Source organism: Sorangium sp. So ce363 (genome assembly GCF_051520435.1).
Taxonomy (GTDB): domain Bacteria; phylum Myxococcota_A; class Polyangia; order Polyangiales; family Polyangiaceae; genus Sorangium; species Sorangium cellulosum_B.
The window spans coordinates 6,468,768-6,486,834 of sequence record NZ_CP150333.1 but is presented as its reverse complement, the minus strand read 5'-3'; the positions used below and the strand labels follow the sequence as shown (position 1 = coordinate 6,486,834).

Annotated in this window: 12 protein-coding genes; 7 read left to right on the top strand and 5 right to left on the bottom strand. The window is 68.8% G+C overall.

Annotated features, from left to right (window positions below; all coding sequences use genetic code 11):
- The first annotated feature begins 18 nt into the window (after positions 1-18).
- Positions 19-1,764: a glycoside hydrolase family 43 protein gene (locus WMF12_RS24240; RefSeq protein ID WP_437849321.1), complete on the top strand. Its 1,746-nt coding sequence runs from the start codon at positions 19-21 to the stop codon at positions 1,762-1,764.
- Between the two features lie 29 nt (positions 1,765-1,793).
- Positions 1,794-2,972 carry a family 16 glycosylhydrolase gene (locus WMF12_RS24235; protein WP_437849319.1) on the top strand — a complete coding sequence of 393 codons (1,179 nt, stop codon included), beginning with the start codon at positions 1,794-1,796 and terminating at the stop codon, positions 2,970-2,972.
- Positions 2,973-3,059: 87 nt separating this feature from the next.
- Here the strand turns inward: WMF12_RS24235 and WMF12_RS24230 are convergent, their stop codons facing one another.
- Both WMF12_RS24230 and WMF12_RS24225 read right to left on the bottom strand, forming a co-directional pair.
- Positions 3,060-4,100 (bottom strand): Gfo/Idh/MocA family protein, encoded by a 1,041-nt coding sequence (locus WMF12_RS24230; protein WP_437849318.1) that lies wholly within the window; start codon positions 4,098-4,100, stop codon positions 3,060-3,062.
- A gap of 160 nt (positions 4,101-4,260) precedes the next feature.
- A complete protein-coding gene (locus WMF12_RS24225) occupies positions 4,261-4,497 on the bottom strand; it encodes a hypothetical protein (protein WP_437849316.1) in 237 nt (78 codons plus the stop codon).
- Positions 4,498-5,440: 943 nt separating this feature from the next.
- On the opposite strand from WMF12_RS24225, the gene WMF12_RS24220 reads away from it, so the two are divergent.
- Positions 5,441-7,135 (top strand): DUF1592 domain-containing protein, encoded by a 1,695-nt coding sequence (locus WMF12_RS24220; protein ID WP_437849315.1) that lies wholly within the window; start codon positions 5,441-5,443, stop codon positions 7,133-7,135.
- A 15-nt stretch (positions 7,136-7,150) separates the two neighbouring features.
- A complete protein-coding gene (locus tag WMF12_RS24215) occupies positions 7,151-8,527 on the top strand; it encodes a DUF1552 domain-containing protein (RefSeq protein WP_437849313.1) in 1,377 nt (458 codons plus the stop codon).
- A gap of 298 nt (positions 8,528-8,825) precedes the next feature.
- On the opposite strand, the gene WMF12_RS24210 is transcribed toward WMF12_RS24215, so the two are convergent.
- From WMF12_RS24210 to WMF12_RS24200, 3 genes are all read right to left on the bottom strand, one after another.
- Positions 8,826-9,518, bottom strand: coding sequence for a hypothetical protein (locus WMF12_RS24210; protein ID WP_437849311.1), 693 nt, complete (start codon positions 9,516-9,518; stop codon positions 8,826-8,828).
- Positions 9,519-9,812: 294 nt separating this feature from the next.
- The gene (locus WMF12_RS24205; protein ID WP_437849310.1) at positions 9,813-11,423 is read right to left on the bottom strand and encodes a non-reducing end alpha-L-arabinofuranosidase family hydrolase; all 1,611 of its coding nucleotides are present in this window, start codon (positions 11,421-11,423) and stop codon (positions 9,813-9,815) included.
- Between the two features lie 185 nt (positions 11,424-11,608).
- Positions 11,609-13,123 carry an endo-1,4-beta-xylanase gene (locus WMF12_RS24200; RefSeq protein WP_437849308.1) on the bottom strand — a complete coding sequence of 505 codons (1,515 nt, stop codon included), beginning with the start codon at positions 13,121-13,123 and terminating at the stop codon, positions 11,609-11,611.
- 1,257 nt (positions 13,124-14,380) lie between these two features.
- On the opposite strand from WMF12_RS24200, the gene WMF12_RS24195 reads away from it, so the two are divergent.
- The 3 genes from WMF12_RS24195 (at position 14,381) to WMF12_RS24185 (ending at position 18,029) form a co-directional block, all read left to right on the top strand.
- The gene (locus tag WMF12_RS24195) at positions 14,381-15,175 is read left to right on the top strand and encodes a hypothetical protein (protein ID WP_437849307.1); all 795 of its coding nucleotides are present in this window, start codon (positions 14,381-14,383) and stop codon (positions 15,173-15,175) included.
- 110 nt (positions 15,176-15,285) lie between these two features.
- Complete coding sequence (locus WMF12_RS24190) at positions 15,286-16,407, top strand: hypothetical protein (protein WP_437849305.1); 1,122 nt, start codon at positions 15,286-15,288, stop codon at positions 16,405-16,407.
- A 188-nt stretch (positions 16,408-16,595) separates the two neighbouring features.
- Positions 16,596-18,029 (top strand): sigma 54-interacting transcriptional regulator, encoded by a 1,434-nt coding sequence (locus WMF12_RS24185; RefSeq protein WP_437849303.1) that lies wholly within the window; start codon positions 16,596-16,598, stop codon positions 18,027-18,029.
- Positions 18,030-18,067: the final 38 nt, after the last annotated feature.

Here is an 18,067-nt window from a genome sequence, read left to right as displayed (position 1 = left end):
AGCAGCAAGGATTTAAGAATGTCGACGAGCACGAACTCCCTCCAACGTGAGCTCCTCGGGGCGGCGTTGTTGCTCTGTGGCGTGACCGCGTTCCCGTCGGTCTCCCTGGCAGACAATCCCGTCGTACAGACCATTTACACACCTGACCCTGCCCCCATGGTCCACGATGACACGGTATACCTCTATACCGGGCATGACGAGGACAGCGCCACGGACTGGTTCACGATGAACGAATGGAGGGTGTACTCCTCCAAGGATATGGTGAACTGGACGGATCACGGGTCACCGCTGAAATTCAGCGATTTCAGCTGGGCAAAGGGAGACGCGTGGGCAGGCCAGGCCATCCCCAGGAACGGGAAATTCTACTATTACGTTCCTGTCACGAGCCGCTCGCTGAACAGGATGACCATCGGCGTGGCCGTGTCGGACAGCCCCACCGGTCCCTTCAAGGACGCCCTGGGAAAGCCGTTGATCACGGCCGATTGCGGCGACATCGACCCGACGCCGTTCATCGACGACGACGGCCAGGCTTATCTGTACTGGGGAAACCCGAGCGTGTGCTACGTGAAGCTGAACCAGGACATGATCTCCTACCAGGGAGACGTCGTGCGCGTGCCCATGACGGCGGAGAGCTTCGGACAGCGCACCGGGAATGACGATGGTCGCCATAAGACCAAGTACGAAGAAGGCCCGTGGCTCTACAAGCGCGATGGGCTGTACTACCTGGTGTACGCGGGTGGCCCTATCTCCGAATACATCGCCTACTCGACGAGCAGCAAACCCACCGGCCCGTGGACTTACCGGGGGGTGATCATGCCCACGGAGGGCAGCAGCTTCACCAATCACGCGGGCGTCATCGACTTCAAGGGGAACTCCTACTTCTTCTATCACAACGGCGCCTTGCCGGGCGGCGGCGGTTATCACCGTTCGGCGGCCGTCGAGCGGTTCACGTTCAACGCCGACGGTACATTCCCGACGATCAAGATGACCAAGGAGGGCCCGCCTGGCGTCGGCAACCTGAATCCGTATGTCATGACGGAGGCCGAGACCATCGCCTGGGGATCCGGGGTCGAGACCGAGGTATGCGGCGAGGGGGGAATGAACGTCGGGTCGATCGAGAACGGGGACTACATCAAGGTGAAGGGCGTCGATTTCGGCACCGGCGCGGTGTCCTTCGACGCGAGAGTGGCCTCGGCGACCAGCGGCGGCAGCATCGAGCTGCGCCTCGACGGCCCGACGGGCACGCTGGTGGGGACCTGCATGGTTGAGGGTACCGGCGGCTGGCAGACCTGGGCCACCACGTCCTGTGCTGTCGACGGCGCGACAGGGAACCACGATCTGTACCTGAAGTTCACCGGTGGGAGCGGTTTCCTGTTCAATGTCAACTGGTGGAAGTTCACTCCGCTCGACGCCCCGGATCCGACCGGCGCTGGGGGCGCTGGCGCGGGGGGCGCTCCGGACGTGGGTGAAGGGGGAGCGGCGGGCAGCGGCGGGTCGGGCGAGGGGGCGAGCAGCAGCAGCGCAGCGACGACCGGCAGCGGAGCAACGGCGGGCAGCGGAGCGACGGCGGGGAGCGGCACGGGCGGCGCTGGCGGTACCCCCGCTGACGGCGCCAGCGGCGACGAGGGCGGGTGCGCCTTCCGGGTCCAATCGGGGCCCAGCTCCCCCGCGGGCGCGCTCGCCGCCTTGATCGCGCTGGGCGCGGTCGCCGCGCGGCGGCGTCGTGCCCGAGGAGCCGGGCGGAGCGGATCCGCCGCGAATTGACGGTTGGTGCAATCATTGGAGGTTTGATCATGTTCACGAGAGTCCGCGCAGGTCTGATGCTCGCCGCTGCCTCGCTGGCGCTCGCGGTCAGCTCGACCGCGGCAGCGAAGCCGTACAAGGGCGCAGAGCTTTACTCGGCCCAGAGCTATCTTCACGGTCGCATCGAGATGCGCATGCGCATGGTGCGCGGGAGCGGCATCCTGTCGACCTTCTTCACCTACAAGAACGGCTCGGAGATGTCCGGCGCGTTCTGGGAGGAGATCGACATCGAGGTCTTCGGGAAGGACAACGCCCGGAGCTGGCAGTCCAACATCATCACCGGGATGGGCACGAGGGTGACGTCGGAGGGGGTGCACGACGCGGGCGTCTCCCTCGCGGACGGCTATCACACCTACGCGCTGGAGTGGACGCCGGACTACGTGGCCTGGAGCATCGACGGGCGAGAGATCAAGAGGTCGACGGGGGCGCAGGTGACCGCCCTGAAGAATCCCCAGTCTTTCCGCTTCAACACGTGGTCCTCGGATGCCACCGAGTGGGTCGGGCCGTTCGACGATTCCGTCCTCCCGCAGCACCAGTTCGTCAACTGGATCAAGTATTATCGCTACAACAACGGGGGCTTCGAGCTCGCGTGGCAGGACGACTTCAACTCCCTGGACAGCGCGCGATGGAGCAAAGCGGACTGGACGTTCGACGGGAACCGCGTGGACTTCGACCCGCAGAACGTGACGGTGAAGGACGGCACGCTGGTGCTGTCGCTGACACGGGAGGGGCAGACCGGGTTCACCGGAAATGTGCCCCGCGATGAGGACACCGGGTCCGGCGCCGGCGCGGGTGGGGCGGCGACGGCGGCCAGCTCCTCCGCCAGCGGCGCGGGCGGGGCGGAGACGGCGACCTCCTCTGGCAGCGGCGAGGGCGGGGCGGCGACGGCGGCCAGCTCCTCCGGCAGCGGCGAGGGCGGGGCGGCGACGGCGGCCAGCTCCTCCGGCAACGGCGTGGGCGCGGCAGGGACGGCTGCCAGCTCCTCCGGCAGCGGCGACGCGTCGGGCGAGGGAGGTGGGGCCGGCGGACCCCTGCCGGACGAGGAGGCCTCCGACGGCGGTTGCGGGTGCGTCGTCGCCGGAGCCAGCGCCACGTCGAGCTCGTGGGCCGCGGCGCTCGCCGTGGGGCTCTCCGCCCTGGCGATGCGGCGGCGCCGGCCCCGCGGCTGACCTCATCAGGATGCTCGAAGGCGCCGCGGGCGGGGGAGGGTGCCCTCGCCGCCGCGGCCGTGACGAGGGCGGCGCCGCGGGGCGCCGCTAGATCTTCTCCCAGCGCCTGCTCTCGGCGGACCGGAACAGCGCGTCGATGACCCGCATGTTGCCGACCGCGACCTCGATCGAATTCTCGACCGGGCTGCCCGTGCGGATGGCGCGCGAGAACGCCTCGCTCTGCAGGTGGTACTGGTCGACGACGGGGAACGAGGTGACCTTGGCCGAGCTGCAGTTCAGCGTCGAGCCGTCATCGAGGAAGATCTTGCACGGCCGGTCGGCGGGCGCGTTGAACGGGATCTCGATCTCGATGCGGCCCTTGGTGCCGAGCGCGTTCACGCGCTGGTAGGCCACCGCCTGCGTGCTGCACGTGAACGTCAGGTGCGCGCCGCCGTAATCGAGCAGGCCCGAGGTCAAGCGATCGGTGCCGAACTCGGGATCGCGCTCGACGAGCACCATCGCCCGCACGGGCTCGCGTCCGAACAGCAAGCGCGACGTGTTCACCGCGTAACAGCCGATGTCGTAGAGCGCGCCGCCCCCGACCTGCTCCCTGTTGCGGATGTTGGTCGCGTCCCGGTTGAAATACGAGAATGCCGCCTGGACGCTGACCAGCTCGCCGATCCGGCCGCTTCGCACCCAGTCCCTGGCCTGCTGCCACTGCGGGTGATAGCGGACCATGAACGCTTCGGCGATCCGCTTGCCCGTCTCGTGCTCGACGTCGACCAGCGCCGCGGCGTCCTTGGCGCTGAGCGCGATCGGCTTCTCGCACAGGACGTGCTTGCCGGCGCGGGCAGCGCGCGCCGACCACTTCACGTGCAGGTGGTTGGGCAGCGGGATGTAGACGGCCTCGATCTCCGGGTCGTCGAGCAGCTCATCATAGCTTCCGTACGCCTTCGGGATCCCGAGCGCCTCCGCGGCGGCGCGCGCCTTGTCGATGTCGCGCGACGCCAGCGCGGCGACCTGGGTCAGGGGCCCCAGCCTCATGCTGGGCAGGCTGACCTTCAACGCGAAGTTGCTCGCCCCGAGGACGCCCCAGCGCACGGGGGTGATGGATTCGCTCGACTTCGGATCTTGCGCGGATGTGGACATGGACACCTTGCAGCGCGCGACGCTGGCGGCCGACGGCGCGTCTGAGAACGCTCGACGTGAATCGACCCGGCGGGTCAGGCCAGGGGCTGGAAGGAGAGCGCCCGCCCTGCGCGAGGAGCGGAGAGGGCGAGAGCAGGGCGCGGCGCCTCAGAAGGCGTCGTCACGGTGCTTCGCCTCGTACTCCACCCTGTACAGAGCCGTCTTGATCCAGCCCCTGTATCGGACAGGCACTCTGTCCTTTGTCGCCGCAGCTGAAATCCTTCCCTTCGGCAACCGATGCGGGGATGTTTGCCGTCCCGCCCGCGGCCCATGCTGCGCCCGCAAAGCCGCCTGCAAACCCGAAGGCAAAGCCAATGCCGACGCTCATCATCACGGCACCCATCAGCTTCACGCTCATCCACATCCGATGTCTCCTGATCAGGGAAGGGGCAAGCTCAGCCGCATGATCGCAGCTCGGAGACGGATTGTGATCGTTCACATGATGGGGGTCAATCAAAATTGACCGGTGCGCAGCCATCCTCGGCCTCGATCGATACGTGGCGGCGGCCGGCGATACGTGGCGGCGGCCGGCGATACGTGGCGGCGGCCGGCGATACGTGGCGGCGGCCGGCGATACGTGGCGGCGGCCGGCGATACGTGGCGGCGGCCGGCCGCGGCGCCCGCGTGAGCTGTCACACGAGCTTGGCTTGTGCGAGATCGTGGGTTCCGGGGAGCCCGGAGGGGGCTCTTGCGCTGCACCGGCTCGGCCTCGACCCGGATGCGCGCGGCTCTGGAGCACCCCGCCAGCGTCGTCCTCCCTCGGGCTCGAGGGGGGCCCGCGCGCCCGTCGATTGGCGTTGACTCCTCGGATGTGATCGTTCACATTGCGCTCAGGGGCATCTTTTGGCTTCGCCCTCGGTGGGGCATCCTGCGCGCCGAGATCTTCGTCTTCTTGATCGGTCCCGGTGCCGATTCCGTTCGCTCGGCCGTCGCTGACGCGATTGCCGATCGATGGTGCTTGGTGTCTCGCCAGAGGTGATCACCAGAGGCCACGACAAGCCTTGCTGATTCGATGGCTGTCGTGAACCCCTAGGTGCTGTTCGCTGGAATTTTCTTGGGAGTCCGGCGAAGCGGCCGGATGGCAACTTCGGGGGCGGCGTGACCTATGTTGCGGCGGGCTATGCTCAGCCCCTCCTCGGACGCAGCAGTGCCATCACACAGGCCCCGTCCTGGTTCTGGTGCTCCAGGCTCCATCACGCCGGGCGAGATGGGCTCCGTGATGCGAGCGCCTGCTCTGAGGCATGGTCACGAGATGTGGGTCCCCGCGCGTCGTCACCCCCCTTGCATTATCGGAGAGCAAGATGAAGAAGCCGTCATGGCACGAGCTCCGTTTCTCGAGAGAAGTGGCCGCAGTTTGCGCGCTCGCGTTCGCTGCCGCGTGCACGGGCGCGCTGGGTGACCCGACGGAGGGCCCTGGGGAGTCCTCTTCCTCTGCCGGGGGAGATGGAGCGTCGACGGGCTCGGACCCGCCGCCGTTCCAGCCCGCGGCCGGGATGCTGCGCCGTTTGACGAGAACGCAGTTCCGCAACGCCGTGCGCGACATGCTGGGCGTCGAGGTCGATATCCACCAGCTCGACGCCGACAGCTGGAACGGGAACTTTGCGGTCGTCGGCGCCGCGACCGTCGTGACCTCGGAGCGAGGCGTCGAGCAGTACCACGCGGCCATCGAGGGCGCCGTCGACGCGGTGTTCTCGGATCCCGCGAGGCGAGACCAGTTCATCGGCTGCGCGCCGAGCGGGGCGGAGGACGACGCTTGCGTGCGTGGTTTCCTCCAGGCGCTGGGGCTTCGCGCGTGGCGCCGCCCGCTCGAGGCCGCCGAGGTCGACCGGCTCGCGGCCGTCGCCACGAAGGCCGCGGCCGAGCTCGAGAGCGCCGTCGAGGGGGCCCGCTGGGCGACGGTGGCCCTCTTCACGTCTCCGAACTTCCTGTATCGCCCGGAGCTCGGCGCTCCGAGCGCCGACGGGTCGCTTCGCTTGACGGGCTACGAGATGGCGTCCCGGCTCGCGTTCCTTGTGTGGAACAGCCTGCCAGACCAGGAGCTGCTCGACCAGGCCGCGAGCGGGGCGCTCGGAACGGTGGAGGGGATCCGCGCGGCGGCGACGCGGCTGCTCGAGGCGCCCGCGGGGCGCGAGGCGGTCGGCGCCTTCGCCGAGGAGTACATGCGGCTCGATCGGATCAGCACGCAGGCAAAAGACACGGCGCTCTTTCCTGAGTATAGCCCCGCGCTGCGAGCGGCGATGGTCCGCGACATGCGAGGCACCTGGGAGGTCCTCGCGTTCGACGATCGAACGAGCGCGCTCGACCTGTTCTCGACCACGAAGGTCGTCGTCAACACCGAGCTCGCCCAGCTCTACGGTCTCGACACGGCCGGCCTCGGCTCGGGCGCCTTCGAGGTCCGCTCGTTGCCCGCGGACGGCCCGCGCATCGGGATCCTCAGCAAAGCCGGCTTCCTCTCGCAGTTCGCGAACCAGAAGGAGGGCTCTCCCACCTTGCGCGGCAAGTTCATGCGTGACGCCCTCATGTGCACGCCCATCCCGCCGCCCCCCGGCGACGTCGCCCTCGAGCTCCCGGAGCCGCCTGCGGACAAGCCCCTCACGAAGCGTCAGCGGCTCGAGATCCACCGGACCGAGCCGGCCTGCGCCGGCTGCCATTCGTACATGGACCCGCTGGGCCTGCCGCTCGAGACCTTCGACGCGATCGGCCGCTTCCGCACGACCGACCACGGCCTGCCGATCGACCCGAGCGGCGAGTTCGACGGGGTGCCGGTCGCCGACGCGCGCGCGCTCGGCGTGACCCTCAGCTCGGACGCCTCGGTCGCGGAGTGCCTCGTCCGCAAGTACTACACGTATGCAGCGGGTCACGAGGAGAGAGACGTGGACGAGCGCGTGCTGGACGCGCTGACCGCTTCGTTCGAAGGGTCGGGGTACAAGCTGCGCGAGCTGGTCCTCGACGTCGTGACCAACGACGCTTTCTCGTCCGTCGCCCCCCAACCCTGATCGCAGGTACCCCCAATGACGAACAAAGCTTTGAACCGACGAACTGTTCTCCGGGGCATTCTGGCGACGGGCGCCGCCGTCACCATCCCGCTCCCCTTGCTGGAGATCATGCTGAACGAGAGCGGCACGGCGCACGCTCAGACGAAGACGCCGGTGTCGCCGCTCTACGTCACGTGGTTCTTCGGGAACGGCACGCTGCCCGGTCGCTGGAAGCCGACGCGCACGGGCTCCGGTCAGGCCTGGGACCTCAGCCCCGAGCTCGAGCCCCTCGCGGATCTCAAGTCGTATCTCACGGTGATCAGCGGCCTCGAGAACAAGCTGGTGGTCTCCGGCTCAGAGCACCCCACGGGGTCGGCGGGGGCCACGACCGGCGCGCCGCTCAGCGGGAACGCCGTGCGGGCCGCGTCCATCGATCAGGTCGTCGCGAACGCCATCTCGGAGGGGGCGCCGTACCGCTCTCTCGAGGTCGGATTGACGCCGGCGACGCCGGGCGGCGCTCCGGACTCGCTGCATACGGTCTCGCACAGGGGGCCGAACGCGCGCAACAACCCGGAGTTCGATCCGAAGGCCGTGTTCAATCGATTGTTCATGAACGGCTTGCCCGAGCCCAGCGACGACGGCGCGGAGCAGGCCGCGAAGCTCGCGAACGTCCGGAAGAGCGTGCTCGACTCCGTCCTGCAGGACGGCGCGAGCCTGAAGCAGCGGCTCGGGGCGGCCGACAGGCATCGTATCGAGGAGCACCTCGAGTCGATCCGCGCCATCGAGCAGCGCCTCGAGACCATGCCGTCCGACGGCGGCGCGACGGCGGCGTGCAAGAGCCCGACGGCCCCCACCGCCGGCAAGGACTCGCAGAGCGAGGCGCCCCCTGCGGTGAACACCGCCATGGTCGAGCTCTCGGCGCTCGCGCTCGCCTGCGAGAGGACGCGCGTGCTCTCGTTCATGTTCTCGCTGCCCGCCGCGCACGTCTACTACCGGCACCTCGCGCAGGACATGAACGACGACTTTCACGACACCATCTGCCACGGAGATGCCGGGGATCAATCGAGCCAGCCTCGCGTCGACAAGGGCGTGATGTACACGATGCGCTGCCTGAACGAGTTCTTGACGAAGCTCAAGAACACGCCGCACGGCAGCTCGAACCTGCTCGACAGCTCGCTCGTGTACGTCACGTCCGACACCGCGTGGGGTAAAGTGCACACGAGGACGGAATGGCCGGTGCTCTTCGCGGGGAAAGCCGGAGGGCGGCTGCGCGGCGACGAGCACCGCAACTTCCCCGGCGACAACCTGAGCAAGGCGCTCCTGACGGTCGCCCAGATCATGGGCTTGAACGTGACGGAGATCGGCGTCGACGCGGGGCGGGTCACGTCGCCGCTCGCGGGCATCCAGGTCTGAGCGCGGCGTCGCCGCGTCTGGAAGAGGCGCTCGGCAGGCGCTCGCCGACCTGCCCGCGCCGCCCATCGTCCACGGATCGAGGACAACCCACCTCGCGATCGAGCGGCCCGCTGCGCCTCGTCTAGACCGACGAAGCGAGGCTGTCCGAAGGTCTGAGCCGCATTCACACCACGTTCGTGGCGCCGCGTTTGGCGCCGATGCGAGGACGAACGGGTCCACCCTTTCGCCCACGTGCGCGGTCCACGTCAACGTGACGGAGGGCTCGCTCGATGTGCCGTTCGTCAAAGGCGAGTGAGGCTCACCGGCACGGGAAGTCGTCGAAGCGGCCGCAAACGGATAGGTCGGTGCGGCCAGCGCCTACGGATAGATCCCACGCGATCGTCGAAGGCGTCCCGACGTATGGCTCGATCGTCAGCGTGCCAATGAGGGGATCGGGCTGCAAGCCCCTGGCGGCCAGCGCCATGCCGTGCGGCGTCTCGACACCGAGCGTGAACGTTCCCGGTTGCCCGTCCCACCTCACGATCCCGAACACGAGCACATCGTCCAAGACGTCCGCCGCGGGCAGACAGCCGGAGCCTCTCGGCGAGATCTCCACGAAGAGCGTCGAGTCGGCGGTCTCGTCGCCGCAATCGATATAGCTGTAGACCCGATCGGGCGGCACCGTCCAACCGGGTGATGAGGACGAACTGCTGGTATCGCTGCTTCCGCCGCCTGGCGCTGACGTGCCGCCGTCGCCATCGCCGTCGCCGCCGCCGTCGCCGTCGCTCGCGCGATGGCCGTCCTCGCGAACGACGACGGTGCTGTCACAGGCGCTCGCGAAGAGGAGCGCACCCAAGAGGACCACCCACACCATGAGGGCCATCTTAACACGCGCGAAGGATCCCAGCGAGGGGCGCCCCGCAGGCTGTGGCTGTGGGGTGAAGGCGGCGATTTCAATGAGTGAAGACGTAGTTGATTTGGCGTTGCTTTTCCCGGAGGTTCTGGAGCGCATAAGGAAATGTTCTCTCGGCTACAGCGTGGCTGTACGAGACGCGAGCAGCAGCGAGGGCTTCACTTCTCGGAAGCCGTTTGCTGTAGAGCACCGAACAGGTTGAAAGTTCCCTGTGTTCAATGCGTTGCGAGGCCCGACCGACCTGCCGGGAAGCAAGCTCCAAGGGAAAGGAACGCGGGAAAGAGGGGTACCGGTAGAGCAGCGGGCGGCCGGCGTTTCCGCCGGCTCCCCGCTGCTCTACCGGTTCGTCTTCCCTTCTATTGATTTTCTCGGGACTCCGACGTGAACAGTGTTCTAGCGAACCGCCTTCAACAGGCCGAGGCGGTACGGGAGCTGCGAGTATTCGCCGCCCGAGCTGGGGTTGCGTCCTTGATACAGGAACTGCAGATTGCAGGTGTCGATCGTCGCGGTTTCGTCGTTGCCATCGCGCACCAGCTCGCCATGGCTGACGTCGTCGCTCCAGTCAGCCACGCCTGGCGCGTAGGTGACGTTGTTTTGACCTGCGAACGGCGCGTTCCAGGTATGCGCGAGCGGGGTCCACGCGCCGTCGAGGCGATCCGCGGTGAATGAGCGATAGAACCTGGCGCCCGTCGGGCCGATGGCCTCGATCACGGTCAGGTACTTGTTCATGCCCTTGATCTTGTACGTGGAGCTCCCCTCGAACAGATTGTTACGATTCGAGTCCTGAAGGGCGATCGAGACCGGGCCGAATCCGTTCGGGAAGTTCTGCACTGTGGTCTGGCTGCGGTACATCCGGCCGTCGTCGCCGGTGAAGAAGAGATAACAGTTGGCGCTGTCGCAGATCACCCAGTAATCGATGGGCAGGCTGGGCATGCCAGCGGGCGTGGACGCGAAGAAGTTCTGGGGCCTGGTCCAGGTGTCCGGGCGGCTCGGGTCGCTGGTCGTGGAGAACTGCGGCGGCTGCGATTGATAGATGAGGTACCACTTGTTCTGAGGCCTGAAGAAGAACATCTGCGGCGCGCACCGATAGCCGCTGAAGCCAGGCGTGCGATCCATGTAGTAATGCGATGCGGACGCGGCCTGGGACCAGTCGGTGAAGTTCAGGTAAGTCATCTGCCAGTTGCCGGCGGTGTTCGCCGTGGTGGCGTAGATGTGCCATCGATCGTTGAAGAAGGAGACCGTCGGATCCTTGATGGACACGATGTTGTGAGTCGCGTCGGACTTCGGGCTCACCAGCGCGCTGCTCGACTGCCAGCGGAAGGTGGTCGGCAAGCCGCACCCTTCGCCGCCGCCGCTGCCGCCGCTGCCGCCGCTGCCGCCGGTGCCCCCCGTGCCGCCGGTGCCTCCCGTGCCGCCGGCGCCGCCGGTGCCGCCGGTGCCAGTGCCCGAGCTCACGGGCGTGATCCGGAATTGCTGGTTGGTCCCGCCGTTCGATGTCCATTGAATCAAGGCGGTGCCGTCCGCGGTGCCGCGGCCGTAGACGTCCAGGGACTTGCCGCTGTTGCGTGCGGTGAGGCGCACGACGCCGCTGGCGACGTCCGTGAAGGACCACTGCTGGTTCTCCCCGGTCCAGCAGGAGTATTGCTGGATGCGAGCGCCGTCGCTGGTGGAGGCGCCCGCGACGTCCATGCAACGGTTGCTGTTGACGTTGCGGATGCGATAGTAGCCGCCGCCCGCCGATTCCATGCGGAACTGTTGCCGCGTCGAGCCGTTGCAGCTGGCGATCTGCAAGGCCGCCGCGTCCGCGGTGCTGCCTCCGGCCACCTCGACGCATTTTCCACTCTGGACGCCGACGATCGTGTAGGTCGCCGCGGTATCGATGGTGACGCTCTCGGCGAGCTCGTCGAACTCGTAGCCGTCTTCATCGAGCTGCTCAGCGGAGACGCACGCGGCCGTGGCGGCGAGCGTCGTGAGCAGCGACCATCGTCTGAATCGGATTCTCATCATCATCCCCTCTGTTCAAAGGCATACGAAGCGGGAAGCAAGAACCATGGGAAGGCGCCCGGGATCGGCCGCGCAAGCGCTGGCCTTGCGGGTCGACTCCGTCGATCTGCGACCGAGCCGACGAGCCTGCGCGGCGATCTCCGGGCGCGTGGATCTCCGTGAACCGCGCGTCAGCGCGTCCGGCGTCAGCGCCCCAGGTAGCTCATCAGCCAGGACATGGCGGGCCGCATCTGGCCGCTGCTGCTCATGAGTCCTGAGTTGGCCACCCACGTCTGGCCGCTGATGTACCCCCACAGCGTGATGCCTTTCACGCTCGGATGGTCGTAGAACATGGGGAACTGGCTCTGCATCACGTTGAGCTGCTGCGTGTCGTTCGCCAGGTTGATATCGTACTCGGTGATATACACCGGTAAGCCGGTGCCGGCGAGCCGGTCGAGGAAGCCCTTGACGGTGCTGGTGTTGAGCTTGTACGCGTCGTGAGCCTGAGCTCCGATGCCGTCGATGGGAGCCCCCGCCGCCCGGATCCGATTGACGATATTCAGCGTGTTCTGATTGTCACCGCTGTACTCGATGTTGTTGTAGTCGTTGAGCAGCAGCTTGGCGTTCGGGCAGTACTGCCGCGCCCACTTGAACGCTTGCACGATCCAGTCGTAGCCGCTCGAGCCCGCGCCGCCGAGGGCGTTCATGTACGACGGGGTGGTGTGCGGGGGCGGCTCGTTCACGACGTCGATGACGGCGACGTCCGGGTAGCGCTGGCAGAACGCCTGGATCCACTCTTCTACCTCTGCGCGTTGCTCGCTCTGCGACAGATTGGCGATCCAGCCCGGCTGCTGGGCACCCCAGATCAGGGTGTGGCCCTTGTAGGGAATGCCCTTCTGGCGAGCGTAATCCCGGACTCGGTCCATGCCGGCCCAGCTCATGACGTCCCGCGTGGGTTCGACGGAGCCCCACTTGCCCTCGTTCTCCGGGCTGATCTGGTTCCAGTACCGGGACAGATCCGCTCGCACCTGCCCGCCGGTTGTGATGTTGCCGACGAACTTGCCGCCTGCCCCGCCGCCTCCGGCGCCGCCGCTGCCGCCGGTGCCGCCGGTGCCGCCCGTGCCGCCGGTGCCGCCGGCGCCGCCGCTGCCGCCGGTGCCAGTGCCCGAGCTCACGGGGGTGATCCGGAATTGCTGGTTGGTGCCGCCGTTCGATGCCCATTGAACCAAGGCGGTGCCGTCCGCGGTGCCGCGGGCGTAGACGTCCAGGGACTTGCCGCTGTTGCGTGCGGTGAGGCGCACGACGCCGCTGGCGACGTCCGTGAACGACCACTGCTGGTTCTCCCCGGTCCAGCAGGAGTATTGCTGGATGCGAGCGCCGTCGCTGGTGGAGGCGCCCGCGACGTCCATGCAACGGTTGCTGTTGACGTTGCGGATGCGATAGTAGCCGCCGCCCGCCGATTCCATGCGGAACTGTTGCCGCGTCGAGCCGTTGCAGCTGGCGATCTGCAAGGCGGCTGCGTCCGCGGTGCTGCCTCCAGCCACCTCGACGCATTTTCCACTCTGGACGCCGGTGATCGTGTAGGTCGCCGCGGTATCGATGGTGACGCTCTCGGCCAGCTCTTCGAACTCGTAGCCGTCTTCATCGAGCTGCTCGGCGGAGATGCACGCGCTGAGCGCGATCGTCGTCAGCAGGGTCCAGCGTTCAAATCGCATTCTCATAAGGTTCTCCTGTACTTAAGCGGGAATGTCGTAGTGGCGTGAAAGCGGCCCCTTCGACGCGTAGATAAGTTGTTGATATGGCGTCGCTCTCCCGTGGGGCCGGATCACATGGAAAGAATGTCTGTCAACCCAGGGCAGCTCCCGCAGTTGGGGCTTGACGTCTCCGAGGCGTTTGGACCTCCTTCTCCCCCCCGACGCGCAGGTCGAGGTGTACCTGGTCGAGCCGGTGTCGGCCGAGTCGAGCCCCCGCGCGCGGGTCGTCGTCGGACGTGCCGACCCCCCTCGGGGCGGCGTCGTCGCCGGCGCTGGGGCTCAGCGCGCCGAAGAGCTCGGTGGAGATCGAAGTCTCATGGATCAGCCCACTGGCCCGCGTGGCCCGTTCTCGTAGAGATCTCAGTGCGCATGACCACCCTTCCGATGCGAAGCAAAAGAATACCGACGAGTGCCAATGTGAACGCTCACATCTCCGATGTCAATCGCGGAAGGCTGTTGAGGGAAGACGGCTCCTTCGATTCATGGGTAAGTTGTCGATATGGTGTCACTTTTTCAGGGAGGCCGGATTGCGCGGAAAAATGTTCTGTCGATCCAGGGCAGCTTCCGCAGTTGGGACTTGACGTCTCCGGAGGGTTTGGACTTCCCTCTCCGCCTCTCCACATTGGACTTCCTTCTCCCACATCGGGTCTCTCTCGTTTCCTACATTGGAGTTCCTTCTCCCCCAACGAGCGCGAGCTGCACGGCGCGCAGACGCCGCTCGTCCCGTAGCGCCGGGCCAGCCGCTCGTTCACGAAGGCGAGCGGCGCGGTGAGCCGCGCTTCGTTTCACGGGCCTGACGCGGTGGTGCCAGGTCGTCCTTGTCACGTGGTGGGCTGTCGCCGCTGGGGGGCGGCGCGGGCTGCGCCGTATCACCCCTGTCACACCTGACACGTGCCACACCGGTCAGTGTGGCAGGCACCCGGCCGGCGCGCGTGTGCGCGCCGGCGCTCCCGGAAGAGAGGGTGTCCTCTGGGCGGTAGGGGAAAGAGCGCGAGATTCACCTGACACGGCGCGTGTCGCGCGATATCGCGGCTCGTCATCGCTGCTGGCCCCGCTCTTGCCATGTCCTGCAGTGAAGGCCGCCGCGACGCGCTGACGAGCCGACACGCCCGCGGGGTGGCCGGCGGGCGCGCGGCATTCGTCGTGATCGAGGGTGTGTCGCGCGCCGGCCGCCGCGCGGGCGCGAGCCCGCGCTCAACCGACGTAGGACCGAGGAGAATGACCATGACCTTGAATTCGATGCTCCGTGATGTCTCGATGGTTCGCACCGCCCGCCGCGCCGCGGCCCTCGCGCTGGGGCTCTGCGCCCTCGGCGGCTGCGCCGTGGGGCAGGAGCCGGCGGACGAGGCGGTCGAGGAGGGGCTCGCCCCGATCACGAGCCTGCAGCTCTCGAACGGCGCCGAGGTTCATTTCTACGAGCCGGAGGAGGGCCGCGTCCTGGCCTTCACCACCGGCGAGCTCGACGAGTCCATGGAGCGGCTGCCCCCCGTCGCGCTCTACGAAGCGCTCTCGCGACAGGCCGCGCCGCCGGCGCTGATCGCGGCGCAGGACCGCATGGACGCGGCCCGGCTCGCGGGCGGCGCGCGCCGCGCCGCGATCGCGCCCGACGTGGACGTGGTCGAGGAGGCGGCGCCGGCGCCGGCGCGGCGACCGAGCGCCGGAGAGGAGCTCGGGACCGCCGCGCAAGCCCTGACGGCGAGCGATTTCGTGGCGAGTTATTGCAGCGCGAGCAGCGTCGATTTCGATTATTGCTGGACCGACAGCAGCGTCGGCCGCACGGTCACGGTCAACGGCACCAAGTGGTATCACGCCCACGTGGACTCCACCTCGGGCACGGTCCAGATGGCGGTGTACTACAGGAACATGTGGGGCAACGATGTCCTGGTCTTCCTCCGGACCGTCACGTCGACAGGGGGCGTGTTCTCGTACGAGACAGAGAACAACGATACGTACACGGTCGTCATCTCGCAGGTGGACCCCGGCAACACCTATCATCTCTCGGTCCACGGCGATCAGTAGGCGGCGGCCCGCCGCGCCCTTCCGCGCGGCGAGCCGCCCAGACGAGATCGGCCGCCCCCGGGCCGGTCTCGCCTGGGCGCACCCTCGCGGGGACGATACCCTGGGCGAGGATGGAGCCCATCTTCGTCCTGATGATCATCGCGGGGATCGCGGGGCTCGCGCGCTTCTCCGCGTACGCGCGCAACGACGCGCGGCGGGCGGCCGAGGCCCGCTGGCGGCTCGCACGGCCCATGTGGCAGCGCGCGGCGGCCCTCGTCGGGGGGGAGTTCCGGTCGGGTCCAGACCCATCGGGAGACCCGCGGATGCAGATCTCCGTGGTGCTCGACAGCGTCGCGCTCCTCGTCGACCACGACGTCGATCGCAGCGGCGCGGCCGTCGTGCGCTACAGCACCCGCATCACGGGCACGGTGAGCAACCCGTCGGGCCTCAGGCTCCGGGTCAACGAGCAGCAGCTCGACCGGCCGAGCGGCGGGCGTTTCCGGGCGCGGCGGGTGGACGCCGGCGACCCCGCGGAGGACGGCGCCTTCGTCGTGCAGGCGAGCAGCCCGGCGCTCGCGCGCTGGTGGCTCACGCGAGAGCTGCGCGAGGCGCTCCGCGCGGCGACCGAATACCAGCTCACGCTCGAGTCGCACCGGCTGACCGCGCTCCGCGCCGGGCTGGAGGACGACGCCGAGAAGCTCGCGAGCGCCATCCGCGCCGCGGCGCTCGTCGCCGGCCGCGGCCGGGCGCTCACGAAGGAGCTGCGGGCGCTCTCGCAACAGCTCGGCGGGCGCCTCCTGTCCGGCGCCGGGACCGCCTCGTCCGGAGGAGGCATGACCATCGAGCTCGAGCACCGCGGCCGGCGCCTCACCGTGGCGTTCGGCCGGGATGGAAGGCGGGGGGCGTTCGGCACGCAGGTGCGCGTCGCCCGCGCCGCGTCCCCGTCGGAGCGGTTCATCGTGAAACGCCGGGCCAGGCGCGGGCCGGACCGGGTGAACTCCGGGCAGCCCGACGACGGCGGCCTGTCGCGGGCGTACGAGGTGCAGGCCGACGCGCCGGACCGGGTGGCGTGGCGCCTGACCGACGAGGTGAGGCGCGAGATCGCCGCGCTCCGCCCGGCGGCCGTCGTGGGCGATGAGGCCGCGGTCAAGCTGGTGTTCGGCTGCATCGAGACGGGGCGCGACCGGATCGAGCGCGCGATCGCCGTCGTCGCTGCGCTCGCGGCGCCCGCGCCGCAGGGGCCCTACCGCTGACGGCCCGGCGAGCCGCCCTGCCAGCTCGGGGCGCTGCGACAGGACGACCAGCGCGTGCGCTTCGCGCGCCTGAGCTTGCTCCACTGGCTGGCGGGGCGTGATAGATCGTGGGCCTGCGGCATGCAGCCTCGGGTCGATTCGCTGGCGCCTCCTCCGTGCGCGGCCTGCCAGGGGCGGAGAGGGGCAGGATGAGCGCGGGTCGGGACGAGCCGTCGACGCTGGTCCGCACCCGGCGGCGCGCCGGCTGCGCCGCCGAGCCGCGGCCGTTCCTCTTCCTCGTCTTGCAGTGCCAGCGGCCGATGGATCCGCCCGCGCGGCTGGCGCTCGACGGGGTCGACGAGGTGCGGTTCGGGCGAGGCCCGGTGCGCTCGATCGACCGGCGGACCGAGGCGGACCGGGCGCTGCTCGACGTGCGCCTCGAGGACGGCTGGGTGTCGTCCCGGCACGCGCGGATCACGCGCGACGGCGGCCAGCTCTGCCTGGAGGACCTCGGCTCGACGAACGGCACGTTCGTGAACGGCGTGCCACGGCGGAGCGCGACGCTCGCCGAAGGGGACCTGATCGAGCTCGGGCACACGTTCTTTCTGTTCCGCGAGGTCGCGGTGCCCGACGAGGCGGCGAGCGACGCGGCCCAGGCGACGGATCAGCCGTTCGGCCTCGCCACCTTCTCGCCCGAGCTGGCCGAGCGCTTCGCCTCCCTCCGGGCCGTCGCGCCCGCGCCCATCCCCGTCGTCCTCCAGGGCGAGAGCGGCACCGGCAAGGAGGTCGCCGCGCGCGCCGTCCACGCGCTCTCGGGGCGGCCCGGCCCGTTCGTCGCCATCAACTGCGGCGCGCTGCCCGAGAGCCTCATCGAGTCCGAGCTGTTCGGCCACAAGAAGGGCGCCTTCTCCGGCGCCGCCGAGGACCGGCCCGGCCTCATCCGCGCGTCCGACCGCGGCACGCTCTTCCTCGACGAGATCGGCGATCTGCCCGCGGCGTCGCAGACCGCGTTCCTGCGCGTGCTGCAGGAGTCGGAGGTCGTCGCGGTGGGCGCGACGCGCCCCGTGAAGGTCGACCTCCGCGTCGTCGTGGCCACGCACCGCGACCTCCCTGCGATGGTCGAGCACGGCGACTTCCGGGGCGATCTCTTCGCGCGACTCTCGGGCTTCGTGCTCGAGCTGCCGCCCCTGCGCAGGCGCCGGGAGGATCTCGGGCTGCTCATCGCCGCGCTGCTCCGCCGCGCCGCCCCGGACCGGGCCGCGTCGATCTCGCTCGGCTGCGAGGCGGCGCGCGCGCTCCTCCTGCGCGAGTGGCGGCTCAACGTCCGCGAGCTGGAGAAGTGCCTGGCGACAGCGATCGTGCTCGCCGGCGGCGGCCGGGTGGAGCTCGACCACCTGCCGCCGCCCGTCGTCGTGCCGCGGAGCAGCCACCCGCCCGAGGCCTCGAAGCCCGACGCCCAGCCCGCCGAGCGCCAGCGGCCCGCCGAGGAGGACCAGCAGCGGCGCGAGGCGCTCATCCGCCTCTTCCGCGAGCACCGCGGGAACGTCAGCGCCGTGGCGCGGGCGATGGGGAAGGGGCGAACGCAGATCCACCGGTGGATCGCGCGTTATGGCATCGAGCCAGGCGACTACAGGGACGGGTGAGCGCGCGGTGGGTCGGCCGCGCGGCCGCGCGCTGACGC

Coding starts and splice junctions, on each gene's coding strand:
- WMF12_RS24240 (WP_437849321.1), top strand. CDS start 19: ATGTCGACGAGCACGAACTCCCTCCAACGTGAGCTCCTCGGGGCGGCG.
- WMF12_RS24235 (WP_437849319.1), top strand. CDS start 1,794: ATGTTCACGAGAGTCCGCGCAGGTCTGATGCTCGCCGCTGCCTCGCTG.
- WMF12_RS24230 (WP_437849318.1), bottom strand. CDS start 4,100: ATGTCCACATCCGCGCAAGATCCGAAGTCGAGCGAATCCATCACCCCC.
- WMF12_RS24225 (WP_437849316.1), bottom strand. CDS start 4,497: ATGAGCGTGAAGCTGATGGGTGCCGTGATGATGAGCGTCGGCATTGGC.
- WMF12_RS24220 (WP_437849315.1), top strand. CDS start 5,441: ATGAAGAAGCCGTCATGGCACGAGCTCCGTTTCTCGAGAGAAGTGGCC.
- WMF12_RS24215 (WP_437849313.1), top strand. CDS start 7,151: ATGACGAACAAAGCTTTGAACCGACGAACTGTTCTCCGGGGCATTCTG.
- WMF12_RS24210 (WP_437849311.1), bottom strand. CDS start 9,518: ATGCGCTCCAGAACCTCCGGGAAAAGCAACGCCAAATCAACTACGTCT.
- WMF12_RS24205 (WP_437849310.1), bottom strand. CDS start 11,423: ATGAGAATCCGATTCAGACGATGGTCGCTGCTCACGACGCTCGCCGCC.
- WMF12_RS24200 (WP_437849308.1), bottom strand. CDS start 13,123: ATGAGAATGCGATTTGAACGCTGGACCCTGCTGACGACGATCGCGCTC.
- WMF12_RS24195 (WP_437849307.1), top strand. CDS start 14,381: ATGACCTTGAATTCGATGCTCCGTGATGTCTCGATGGTTCGCACCGCC.
- WMF12_RS24190 (WP_437849305.1), top strand. CDS start 15,286: ATGGAGCCCATCTTCGTCCTGATGATCATCGCGGGGATCGCGGGGCTC.
- WMF12_RS24185 (WP_437849303.1), top strand. CDS start 16,596: ATGAGCGCGGGTCGGGACGAGCCGTCGACGCTGGTCCGCACCCGGCGG.